Consider the following 10,845-nt stretch of genomic DNA (forward strand, 5'->3'; position numbering starts at 1 on the left):
GTGGCCGACGGATCGGTGACGGCGGAGCGTGCCGCATCCATTCAGACCCGGATCGATCTGGTGCGCGCCGACCTGCAGCCGGTGGTGGAGCAGGCGCCCGTCGTCGAACCCGCCCCCGAAGCGCCCGCCGATACCGGCGGAACCGAGACCGACGATTCCGGCGACGACGACTCCGGATCGGGCAACAACGGCAACGGCAACAGCGGCAACGGCAACAGCGGCAAGGGCAAAGACAAGGGCAAAGACAAGGGCGACGACTGAGTCCTACGTCGTCGCCGCCTTGCCTGGAGCTTCAGGCTGCGGTGCGGGCAGGATCCGGAACTCCGGCGCCTGCGAAACGAGCAGCCAGGCCGGCAGCACGACGATGCACAGCACCGGCAGCAACGCGATGTCGCCAGGGATCGCGACCGCGATGAAGATCGCCAGCCACCCGTCGCGTGCGACGACCAGCACGATCCCGAGCACCGCGCACGCGACGACGAGGCTCATCGGAAGCGCGGGGAAAAGCGCGCTGACCATCAGTCCCAGCGCTACGCCGATGAAGGTCGCGGGAAAGACCCGCCCGCCGCGGAACAGAGCGGATGCCGCGACGAGAAGTGCCACGATCTTGATGCCGGCGATCGCGGCGAGCTGGCCCGCGTCGTACTGGCCCGGGTCCTGCAGCAGCTCGCCCATCTGGGTGAGTCCCTTGAACATCGTGATGGGGCCGCCCAGGAAACCGAGGATGCCCAGGATCAGGCCCCCGAGCGTGGTGATGAGAATCGGATGCCGCAGGGCATGCAGCGCCCGGTACACGAACGGGAAGACCGCCAGCGCGGCCAGGCCGACCACCGTGACCCCGCACGCGACGAGCGCGCCGGTGAGGATGTCGAAGGGCTGCGGCGGACCGTACGCCGGCATGTCGAACGCGAACGGCGGTGCGCCGAGGAGGTGCATCGTGATGGATGCGGCACCGGCTGCCGCCAGCGGCAGGAACAGCTTGTCCCACAGCGAACCTCCGGTGCGCACGGCGGCGACCAGCCCGGTGAACACGAGTGCGGCGGCCACGGGCGTGCCGAACAACGCTCCGATGGTGGCGGATGCCGCGAGCAGCATCGACACCTGCGGCGACACCTTGGGTATCAGGCGGCTGAAGACCGCCACGATGATCGCGGTGTTGATGGCGATGATGGGGTTCTCCGGCCCGAGGCTCACCCCTCCGGCCAGTCCCACGAGGGTCACGACGGCGAGGCCGGGCAGGGTCCGCAGCGGCAACGGCGTACCCACGAGCTCGGTCGTGGCCGAGTCGGGGCCCCCGTGACCCGGCAGCACCTGCAGCGCGATGCCCACCGCGAGACCTGTGACGGTGAGGACCAGGATGATCCACCATCCCGACGGGTCGACCCCGAGCGCGTCGGGCAGCGTGTCCCAGATCGCATTCGACAGCACGTCGGCTGCTCGATCGAGGGTCCACAGGATGAGGGCGCAGACGACGCCGACGAGGATGGCCGGCACCGCCAGCAGGAGGAGGCGTCCGGGTGTGACGTTCGGGTCGGTCTCCGTCCGTGCGAGGCTCATGCGCGCGCATCCCTCCTGCTCGATCACAGCTGATCGATGGCGATGGGACGGAACGTATCATGCGAGGTGCGCGGCGAGCCATGCCCGTTCCCGGCGTGCATCCGAACGTCGTGCGGCAGCCCGCGCATAGACTCACGGACGTGAGCATCTGGGCATTCGAGGCCACCGTCGACGAACTCAATGCGATGTCGAGTGGTTCGCTGATCGCGACGCTGGGGATCGAAGTCACCGAGATCACCGCCACCAGCCTCAAGGGTCGGATGCCGGTCGATGTCCGGACGACTCAGCCGGCGGGGGTTCTCCACGGCGGAGCGTCGGTGGCGCTCGCCGAGACGCTTGCGTCGTGGGCCGGTTACCTCGCCGTCGACCGCGCCCGCTTCCACGTGGTCGGTCAGGAGATCAACGCGAACCACATCCGGCCGGTTTCGCCGGGTGCGTGGGTGTTCGCCGAGGTCACTCCGGCCGCCATCGGCCGACGGTCGCACGTGTGGGAGGTGCGCATCACCACCGAAGCGGGGAAGCTCGTCTGCATCTCGCGGTGCACACTCGCGGTCATCGAGATGGAGAGCTCCTACGCGCCGGAGGATCGCCGCAGCACCTGACGAGCGATCCGCCGGTGTCGTCACGCAGCGCCGGCGGGCGCCTGCGAGTCCCACCAGTCCAGCGCGCGCGTCCCGTAGAACGTGAGCCATTTCGATGGCTGTCCTTCGGGCACGTCGACCTCGAACCAGACGCGGCCCCGATCGCGCTCACCCTGCAGCCAGGTCCCGTCCTCCCGCCGCGCGCCCCGCACCAGCTCGATCGCGGACCGAATGCGCGGGTCTGGCGGCATCCCGTCGTGGAGGGCTGCCTCGCGGAAGTAGTCGACCGCCTTCAGGGCGTCGTACCGCCAGCGGAACGGGTATGCGAAGCGGGTGACCCAGCTTCCGACGGGTTCGCCCGTGCTCAGGCGGCGCGTCAGGCGACGAGCCAGCAGATACTCCTCCCCGGCTCGTCGTGCTTCGCGCAGATCGGGGAAGACTCCAACGGTCCGCTCGTAGACGAGAATCCCTCTCAGCGCGTTCAGTGTCGAGTGGAACGACGCGCGGGTCACTCCATCGATCCAGTCGCAGTTCCATCCGCCTTCGGTCATCTGGTGATCGACGAACCAGGCGGCGAGCCCGCTCACGTCGGCGCCGAGCCAGCCTCCGTTGGCCAGGGTGTACCCGTTGATGCATGCATCCACCTCGCCGCCCCAGTAGGGCAGGTCTTCGTACTCCCACCGGCTGTTCGTCGCGAGCCGTTCGGCGGTGCCCTCCAGGGCCTTCGGGCCGACGCCCCATTCGCGCAGCGAGTTGAGGCACCAGGTCGTGGCCGTCCACGGTTGCCCGGCTTCCTCGATCTCCGCACCGTTCGCGGGTGGTGCGGGAAAGTAGGCGCCGCCGGCCCACTGCCCGTCGGGGGCCTGCAGTGCCAGCAGCCGAGCTCCGATGCCCTCGGTCGCCACGCGCGCTCGCGTCGCCTGCCACACGGACGGAGCGGCGCCCGCGAGGTCTCGCTCCACCTGCCAGCGCAGCGCGGGGTCCGAGTCCAGCAGCCAGGCGAGCAGATGGTCGGGGGTCGGTGAGGTCACTGCGATCCGCTCCCTACCCTGCGCGTTCCCTGGTTCGCATCGGTCGCAGACAGGCTACGCGCAGTCGTCGTTGCAGGGTCGACCCGGCCGTGACAGACTCCCCGGCATGTCGATCCCACAAGTCGTGTCCCCCGAGGCCTGGGAGCGGGCAAGCGAGGAGTTGCTGATCGCCGAGAAGGAGGCGACGCGAGCTCTGGACGCGCTCGCCGCGCAACGGCGGCGTCTGCCGATGGTCGCGTTCGGCGAGTACACCTTCATCGGCGCCGCCGGCGAAGTGACGCTGCGCGAGCTTTTCGGCGACCATGACCAGCTGATGGTCTACCAGTTCATGGATCTCGGCCCCAAGCGACTGTGCCCGGGGTGCACGCACTTCACGAACAACGTGACCGCGCTGGACGTGCTCGCCGACCGTGGCATCGCGTGGGCGACGGTGTCGAACATGCCGCTCGAGCAGATCGCGCAGGCCAAGACGAAGCACGGCTGGACCATGCCTTTCTACTCTTCTCGTGGCACGAGCTTCTCCGACGACTGCGGGGCAGGCGGAGGCTTCCGGCTGAGCGCCTTCGTGCGCGTGGGCCAGGACGTGTACCGCACCTACAGCACCAGCAGCCGCGGAGTCGACCGGCTGCTCTTCGTCAACAACATCCAGGACCTCGCCGTATACGGGAGGCAGGAGGACTGGGAGGATTCGCCGGAAGGGTGGCCGCAGCATCCGACCTACGGCTGAGGCCGGCGTCGATTCGAGTCGGAACCGGGGTCGATCGAAACCGCTGGGATGAGCTCCGCAAGCAGGCCGAAGACCGACTGGAGGTCCGCTCGGCTCGTGGGGGGCAGCGCGACACTCGCTCCGATGACGAGCAGATGGGGGAGGAGGGCGGCCGCATGGGCGCGCTCGGGGTCGTCGATGATCCGCATCCAGAGCGATTCCAGAACTCCGAGCCGCGCTCGGTCGACTCGCTCCTGAGCTGCCGCGGCTTCGGCGTCCTGCAGAGACCACGCGCGGATCGCGGCCTCGAGGCGGAGGTCGACCAGAGTGCCCACCCGCGCCGCCAACCCGTCCAGCAGCGCGTGCGGCTCGACGTCACCGGGTTCGATCACGGCACCGTTCTCCCATTCGGTGAGGAGCGCTCGACGGTAGTCGGCGATGCCGGAGAAGTGGTGGAAGAAGGACCCTTTGCTCAGCCCGAGACGTGTTGCGATCCGGTCGATCCGCACCCCCGGAGCGCCGTCGTCCGCGAGCACGCGCATTCCCTCGTCGATCCATCGTTGCCGGCTCATCTGGTGAGCATACCAAACGGTATGGTATGCATGATGTATGGCAATCCTGCCTGACCCGGTATGGCCGGTCGTCGCGCTCGCGGTCATCTCGCTGGTCGACGGCATCCTGTGCATCAAGCCGGTCGCGTTCATCGCCCGATGCTTCGACGACGTCCACTGGCCCCGGAAATACTGGTGGACGATGTCGCCGATCAAGTTCGCCGCAGCGGCGGGGCTCATCGCAGGCATCTGCATTCCGGGCCTTGCCGCGCTGACCACGGCGTGTCTGATCCTCTACTTCGTCGTCGCCGCGTCAATGCACATCCGTGCCCGGGACTTCGGGCGGAACCTGTTCGTCAACGCTGCGGGGATGCTGCTGATCTGCATCGCGACAGGCCTCTATTGCTTCGTGCTGTGATCGGGCACCCTTCAGAGAGGGCTTCCGAAGGAGGGCGCGTGGGCAAGACGGTGCTCTACATGTCGATGTCGCTGGACGGGTTCATCGCCGGTCCCAACGAAACGGACGAGAACGGCCTCGGCGACGGCGGAGAAAGGCTTCACGAGTGGGTCTTCGCGCCGACACGGGGCGAGACCAACAGCAGGATCCATGACGAGTTCATGAGGACGGGAGCGGTCATCGCCGGACGTGGGACGTTCGAGCCCGCCGGGGGCTGGGACGGCGACCACCACGACGGCGTTCCGATCTGGGTTCTCAGCCGCCGGCCGGCACCGGATTGGACGCGGCGGTGGCCGGCCGTTCACTACACGAACGACGTCGAAGCCGCATTCCGCGATGCGCGGAGCGCAGCGGATGGCAAGGACGTGCTCGTGCACGGGGCGAGCATCGCGGCGCGCGCGATCGAGGCGGGTGTGCTCGACGAGATGGAGATCCACCTCGTCCCGCTCCTCCTCGTCGACGGGCGGCGCCTGTTCGAGCACCTCGGCCCGGTTCAGCGACAGCTGGAACGCGTCCGCGTGCTCGCGGGCGAAGGCGGCGTCACCCACCTGCGGTATCGGATCCGGTACTAGGGGCCGCCGACTTGCGCGAGGTGGTCAGCATCGAGCTCCTGCTCGATCCCGACACCGAGGCCAGCGTGCGCGCGGACTGGGACGGCCTCGCCGCCGCCGGATTATCCAGCCTCGCGGCGCATCGTTCCGCCAGCAACCGCCCGCACGTCACACTGCTGGTCCGGACAGCGCTCGAGGCGGTGTCGTTCACCGAGGCCGCAGACCTGCTGCCCCTGCCCATCCTCCTGGGCGCACCGATCGTCTTCCGGCACGGCGACCGCGCGGTGCTCGCGCGGCAGGTGATCCCGAGCGAACAGCTGCTGCGCCTGCATCGCGTCGTGCACTCCGCTGCGCCCGCGGGGGAGGATGCCGCGCACACCGTGCCCGGCGAGTGGACGCCGCACGTCACACTGGCGCGGCGACTGCCGCTCGCCCGCCTGTCCGACGCGCTCCTGCTTCTGGGTCCCGCTCATCGGGGGACGGGCGTCGCACTGCGGCGCTGGGACTCCGCGTCGGCGACGGTGAGCTACCTCTCCTGATCGCCGGTGCCCTCGTCGACGCCCGGTGCGTCGAGGAAGGGGAGCACCGTGTCCAGAACCAGATCCGTTCGCGCGAGTCCGAAGAAGTGTGTCGTGCCGGGGAAGACAGCCAGCTGCGACGAGGGAACTCCCTCGAAATCTCCGTTGACGTCGCCCCCGCGCAGCCGCAGGAACTTCGCCGCGTGCTCGATCCTGACCATGTCGCAGTCGCCGATCGTGATCAGCGTCGGCGCGGCGATCGAAGCGATCTCGTCATCGGTCCAGCCGGGGGAGTGCTCGAGGATGCGTCCGAGCTTCGTCAGCAGCGTCTGCAGATGCTCGGCGTCCGGGTGCGGCGACTTCGCAAGATAGGCCTGCTCCATCGGGCTGCCTGCGATCATGTCGACGGTCATCTCCGCGACGGCCTCCATGTTGCCTCCGCGGTCGCCGTCCGGCGAGATGCTGGTGGACCCGACGACGATCCGGCGCACCAGCTCGGGATGGCGGAGGGCGAGTTCGATCGTGACAGCGCCGCCGACGCTGAACCCGAACACGTCCACGCCGGAGAGGCCGAGATGCGACAGAAGGACCACGACGTCGGAGGTCAGGTCCGGGATGCCGAGGGGCCGGTCGATGTCGTTCGTGCGGCCGTGGCCCTGGAAGTCGGCGGCTATCACCCGACGCTGCGCGGACAATCCCGGCAGCAGCGCTCCGAACTGCTGCTGGATGTCGAACAGGCCGCCGTGCAGCAGGAGCAGCGGCGTGGCCGGGCCGTCGCCATAGACCTCGTAGTACATCCGCAGCTCGCCCACGGAGGCGTATCCGGTCTCGACGGGGATCTGTTCGGTCGTTTCAGCCACGTTGCGCCTCCTGAGGATCTCTGCTCTTCCGTGCTGATCCTGCCGCACCCGCCCCGGTGCGGCCAGCCCGAGTCGATTGCATCCGTCGGGCCGCCGCGCGGCATCCGGCGGGTCGTCCGCTCAGCGCGGGAAGTTCTCGGTTCCGCCGATGTGGCGGAGGGTCCGGTGGCGCTCGATCACGATCCCGATCGAACCCACGAGCCACAGCGGCACCTGCGTGAGGAACGCGAACCGGAATGCCTCCAGCGAGTATGTGTCGGGCGTCCCGGCGCCCTGCACGTCCATCGCGACGCCGATGAAGAGGATCGCGATCAGTGCCGCGAGGAACCCTCCGCCGTTGACGATGCCGGTCGCCGTGCTGAGGCGGTGGGTGGGATTGAAAGTGCGCGCATGGTCGAACGCGATCATCGATGCAGGTCCGCCCGTTGCGAGCGCGAGCATCAGGACCACCAGCAGCCACAGCGGCGCCGGCCCCGGCAGTGCGATCACGACGATCCACATCACGGCCTGGAAGGCCACCGTCGGCAGCACCAGCCACCGCGAGCGCCGGGTGGGGTGCCGACTCGACAGCGCGCCGAGCACTGGTCCCGCCAGCATGCCGAACAGGACGAGCGACGTCATGAGCAGTCCGGCGACAGCGGGCGTGAGACCCTGGCCGGCCGTGAGGAACGGGAAGCCCCACAGCAGCACGAAGGCAGTGCCTGCGAACGGCGTGGTGAAGTGCGACCAGAACCCGAGGCGCGTCGCAGGATGCGCCCAGGACGCGCGGAACCCCTCCCTCAGGTCGGCCGATGATCGCACGATGCGGATGGCGCCGGTCTGCGTGTCGACGGAGGTGTCGACCGGGTCGTCCCGCCGGGAGGGCGGGCGGTTGCGGATCACGGCGAACGTGAGGACGGCGAAGAGCACGCCGAGCCCGGCGAGGCTGCCGAATGCGACGGTCCACGTGGTGGCGTGCAGCAGCGCGGCGAGAGGGATCACGGCGATGATCTGGCCCAGCTGTCCGATGATTCCGGTCGACTGGATGAGGACGGGCGCTCGTTGCGCGGGGAACCAGGTCGAGATGACGCGCAGCACGCTGGGGAAGACCGCGGCGTCTCCGGCGCCGATGAGAACCCGGGCCAGGATGCCGATGCCCACGGCGTCGGCGAAGGCCATCACGAGCTGGCCCACCGCCATGAGCGCCATGCCGGTTGCGATGATCGGGCGCGCGCCGAAGCGGTCCAGCAGGAGGCCGACCGGAATCTGCATCGCACCGTATACCGCGAGCTGGATGACGGCGAACATCGACAGCGCCGACGCGTCTGCATCGAATCGCACGGCGGCATCGACGCCCACCGACGCGAGCGAGGTGCGGTTGACGATGGACACGACATAGGCGGCCACGCCGACGCCCCACAGCGTCCAGGTGCGCCAGCCGGGCGCATCGAGAGTGGTCGCGCGCGTCAAGCGTCGTCCCGTCGAGGTGGGGGAAGGGGGATGCTGCTGCCGCAGCAGCGTCTCATCCAGGCTAGCCCCGCACCGGGGGTGGACCCGCCTCGGCTCAGCTGATCGAGGAGTCAGGGCCGCCGGCGCCGGCCAGCTGGCGCATCAGCGAGGCGTCGTCGCGCACTGCCCAGTGCTCGGCGCCCTTGCCGCCGACGATGCGGATGATGTGCATCTGTCGATAGGCGAATTCGCGTCCCGTAGCCGGCATCCCGAAGAAGGTTCCGGTGTGGCGGCCGCTGTGCGTGCAGTAGACGACCGCGGTGTCGCCCTCGGCGACCACCTGGTGGACCGTCCAGCGCTGGTCTGAGAACGCGCGGGCGAGCGCGTGCATGTAGAAGATGGCGCCGCCGGGCCCTGGCGGGGTGCCCGCCGGGGCCTCGTGATTCACGAAGTCGGGCGTGCACGCTTCGATCAGCGCGGCTTCGTCGTCGGCGGGGAAGACCTCCTCCAGCACGCGGCGTGCGGCTGCCTTGATATCCAGCAGGTCGATCGTCTCGGCCATGATGACCCTCGATTCTCAGGGATGCGGGGCGTGTTCCGCCTCCGCTTATATTGATGACAGTATCATTCTACTCAATGTCTCAGAACGCAAGACCCAAACGGACGTACGACGCGGCGCGTCGACAGGCCCGCGCGCGGGAGAACCACGCTCGGATCATCGAGAGCGCCGCGCAGATGTTCCTGGAGCACGGGTATGCGGGCGCGACTGTTCCGGCGATCGCGGCGCATGCCGGCGTCGCAGTCGAAACGGTCTATCGAGCGGCCGGCGGCAAAGCCGGCCTCCTCGCCGCTGCGGTGCAGGTCGCACTGGCAGGAGGGGCCGAGCGTGCCCGGCTGCCGGTGGACGAGCGCGAGGGCATCCGCCGGGTGATCGACGAGCCGGATGCGCGTCGACAGCTACTCGCCTACGCCGCCACACAGCCGGGCGTGTGGTCCCGGGTCGGACCTCTTCTGCGGGTCCTCGACGAGGGGGCGGCGGCCGATGACGAGCTCGCCGACCTGAAACGAACCCACGACCTGCAACGCCACTCGGGTCTGCGTCGATTCGCGCAGCTGCTCGCCGACAGAGGCGCACTCCGCGCAGATCTCACCGTCGAGCGGGCGACCGACGTGCTGTGGACGCTCGCCGCGCAGGCGACCTTCGACGCCCTCGTGACCGCCCGGGGATGGACTCATCACCAATACCGGGAATGGCTCGGCCGAACCCTGGCCGACGCCCTGCTCTCCCCGCCGGAGGGATAGCCGGGTCGGAGGACTAGTGCGCGTGAACCGCGCCGCCCTCCACTGTCACGATGCGATGGTCTTCGCTGTGCGTCAGCTCGGTGCGCAGGAACTGCTCGTCGGTCGGCAGGCGAAGGTCGAAACGGGAGTACGCCGCGAGCTTCATCTCGGCGGTTCCGATGATGACATCGAGAACGTGCCCGCCCACGCTGCGGTCATCCGCGAGGAAGTGGATGTGCAAGCCGGCGACGGTGATGCCCTGGTAGATCGCGGGTGCCCAGAAGCCGACGAGTGTGCCGCGCGCATCCGCGAGCACCGTCTCGATCTGGCCGCTGGTGACTTCGGCGAGGGGCCGGAAGGGGTGCTCCTGTCGGGGCGTCACGCGAACGCGGATCGCGGAGAACACCCCGTCGACGCGCACCGCGTGGAAGAGGTTGCGGCTGACCAAGCCGTCCTCGACGCGCTCGGTGAACGCAGCCAGGTCCGACGCGCCGATCGGCTGCGCCGACACGGCGTGGAAACGGCAGACGTCCACGAACGGCAAGATCTGGTCGGCCGTCATTCGATCGGGACGCTCACCCACGGTGCATTCGAACACCTCGCCGTCGAGGACCACGACCTCGCCACCCAGGTGATCGCAGCATCCGATGCCGAAGTCACCGAGCTCCTGCACGTCGGCGACGGTGATGCCCGATTCGTACGCGCCGGCGAGGAGGGCGTCGAGCACGGCGAATTGGGTCACCGCCGCATCCGCCAGGAACTGTTCAGTCGTCACATTGCGAGGCTATCGCGGCAGCCGATGCTCTTTCGGCGCGGGAGGTGCGGCGCCACGATGGGGGCATGGGTCGGCGGGAGCGATCGAGGGGCATGCTGCTGGCGCCCGCGGTGACCGCCGCAGTGCTCTCCGGATGCGTGGCCGGCGAGCCGTCGCCGCCGAGCCCCGCCCCCTCCGAGCTGACGATGGCGGTGGTGGCAGAGCGCGCCGCGCACACGTCGACGACGCTGGTCGACGGGCGAGTCCTGGTGGTCGGCGGATGCGTGACAGACGGCTGCGCGATCGCGACGCGCGAGACCGCCCTGGTGGATGCCGGGGGTGCGCGCGCTGTCGCAGGCCCGGAGCTGCGCGAGCCCCGCTCCAGCCACACCTCGACACCGCTGGAGGGCGGCCGAGTCCTCGTCGTCGGCGGCTTCCTCGGCGAAGGGGAGGGAGTCACCGCGACCATCGAGATGTTCGACGCGGATGAGGGTGCGATGCTGCGGGTGGGCTCGCTCGTGCAGCCGCGCGGAGGCCATGCCGCCGCCCCGCTCTCGGACGGCCGAGTGC

14 protein-coding genes and 1 pseudogene are annotated in these 10,845 nt (G+C 69.2%); 8 read left to right on the forward strand and 7 right to left on the reverse strand.

Annotated features, from left to right (window positions below; all coding sequences use genetic code 11):
• Positions 1-261, forward strand: a pseudogene (locus VFX99_RS01535) (hypothetical protein); the annotation flags it as partial.
• Positions 262-264: 3 nt separating this feature from the next.
• On the opposite strand, the gene VFX99_RS01540 reads toward VFX99_RS01535, so the two are convergent.
• The gene (locus VFX99_RS01540) at positions 265-1,557 is read right to left on the reverse strand and encodes an ion channel protein (protein ID WP_329664561.1); all 1,293 of its coding nucleotides are present in this window, start codon (positions 1,555-1,557) and stop codon (positions 265-267) included.
• Positions 1,558-1,697: 140 nt separating this feature from the next.
• Here VFX99_RS01540 and VFX99_RS01545 point away from each other — a divergent pair, with 140 nt between their 5' ends.
• Positions 1,698-2,159: a hotdog fold thioesterase gene (locus tag VFX99_RS01545; protein ID WP_329664562.1), complete on the forward strand. Its 462-nt coding sequence runs from the start codon at positions 1,698-1,700 to the stop codon at positions 2,157-2,159.
• A gap of 20 nt (positions 2,160-2,179) precedes the next feature.
• On the opposite strand, the gene VFX99_RS01550 is transcribed toward VFX99_RS01545, so the two are convergent.
• Positions 2,180-3,169 (reverse strand): squalene cyclase, encoded by a 990-nt coding sequence (locus tag VFX99_RS01550; protein ID WP_329664563.1) that lies wholly within the window; start codon positions 3,167-3,169, stop codon positions 2,180-2,182.
• 106 nt (positions 3,170-3,275) lie between these two features.
• Here VFX99_RS01550 and VFX99_RS01555 point away from each other — a divergent pair, with 106 nt between their 5' ends.
• Positions 3,276-3,896: a DUF899 family protein gene (locus tag VFX99_RS01555; RefSeq protein WP_329664564.1), complete on the forward strand. Its 621-nt coding sequence runs from the start codon at positions 3,276-3,278 to the stop codon at positions 3,894-3,896.
• Here VFX99_RS01555 and VFX99_RS01560 read toward each other — a convergent pair.
• Positions 3,887-4,447, reverse strand: coding sequence for a TetR/AcrR family transcriptional regulator (locus VFX99_RS01560; RefSeq protein ID WP_329664565.1), 561 nt, complete (start codon positions 4,445-4,447; stop codon positions 3,887-3,889). The two genes, VFX99_RS01555 and VFX99_RS01560, sit on opposite strands and share 10 nt — an antisense overlap.
• 37 nt (positions 4,448-4,484) lie before the next feature.
• Between VFX99_RS01560 and VFX99_RS01565 the strand changes: the two genes are divergently transcribed.
• From VFX99_RS01565 to VFX99_RS01575, 3 genes are read left to right on the forward strand one after another with little or no spacing between them, the layout of a single operon-like run.
• Positions 4,485-4,844: a DoxX family protein gene (locus VFX99_RS01565; protein ID WP_329664566.1), complete on the forward strand. Its 360-nt coding sequence runs from the start codon at positions 4,485-4,487 to the stop codon at positions 4,842-4,844.
• A 38-nt stretch (positions 4,845-4,882) separates the two neighbouring features.
• Complete coding sequence (locus VFX99_RS01570; RefSeq protein WP_329664567.1) at positions 4,883-5,455, forward strand: dihydrofolate reductase family protein; 573 nt, start codon at positions 4,883-4,885, stop codon at positions 5,453-5,455.
• Positions 5,456-5,475: 20 nt separating this feature from the next.
• The gene (locus VFX99_RS01575) at positions 5,476-5,973 is read left to right on the forward strand and encodes a 2'-5' RNA ligase family protein (protein ID WP_329664574.1); all 498 of its coding nucleotides are present in this window, start codon (positions 5,476-5,478) and stop codon (positions 5,971-5,973) included.
• Here VFX99_RS01575 and VFX99_RS01580 read toward each other — a convergent pair.
• The 3 genes from VFX99_RS01580 to VFX99_RS01590 all read right to left on the reverse strand — a co-directional run bounded on the left by VFX99_RS01580 (position 5,961) and on the right by VFX99_RS01590 (position 8,802).
• Positions 5,961-6,812, reverse strand: a complete 852-nt coding sequence (locus tag VFX99_RS01580) for an alpha/beta hydrolase (protein ID WP_329664568.1) — start codon at positions 6,810-6,812, stop codon at positions 5,961-5,963. The genes VFX99_RS01575 and VFX99_RS01580 overlap by 13 nt on opposite strands.
• A 120-nt stretch (positions 6,813-6,932) precedes the next feature.
• Complete coding sequence (locus VFX99_RS01585) at positions 6,933-8,261, reverse strand: MFS transporter (RefSeq protein ID WP_329664569.1); 1,329 nt, start codon at positions 8,259-8,261, stop codon at positions 6,933-6,935.
• Between the two features lie 94 nt (positions 8,262-8,355).
• Positions 8,356-8,802, reverse strand: a complete 447-nt coding sequence (locus VFX99_RS01590; protein ID WP_329664570.1) for an ester cyclase — start codon at positions 8,800-8,802, stop codon at positions 8,356-8,358.
• Positions 8,803-8,876: 74 nt separating this feature from the next.
• Between VFX99_RS01590 and VFX99_RS01595 the strand changes: the two genes are divergently transcribed.
• On the forward strand, positions 8,877-9,542 hold the full coding sequence (locus VFX99_RS01595; RefSeq protein ID WP_329664571.1) for a helix-turn-helix domain-containing protein: 666 nt from the start codon (positions 8,877-8,879) through the stop codon (positions 9,540-9,542).
• A 13-nt stretch (positions 9,543-9,555) separates the two neighbouring features.
• Here the strand turns inward: VFX99_RS01595 and budA are convergent, their stop codons facing one another.
• Positions 9,556-10,296, reverse strand: coding sequence for an acetolactate decarboxylase (gene budA, locus VFX99_RS01600; RefSeq protein WP_329664572.1), 741 nt, complete (start codon positions 10,294-10,296; stop codon positions 9,556-9,558).
• Positions 10,297-10,388: 92 nt separating this feature from the next.
• Between budA and VFX99_RS01605 the strand changes: the two genes are divergently transcribed.
• A partial coding sequence (locus tag VFX99_RS01605) for a kelch repeat-containing protein (RefSeq protein WP_329664573.1) occupies positions 10,389-10,845 on the forward strand: 457 nt, incomplete at its 3' end.

It is taken from the genome of Microbacterium sp. (assembly GCF_036277215.1).
Classification (GTDB): Bacteria; Actinomycetota; Actinomycetes; order Actinomycetales; family Microbacteriaceae; genus Microbacterium.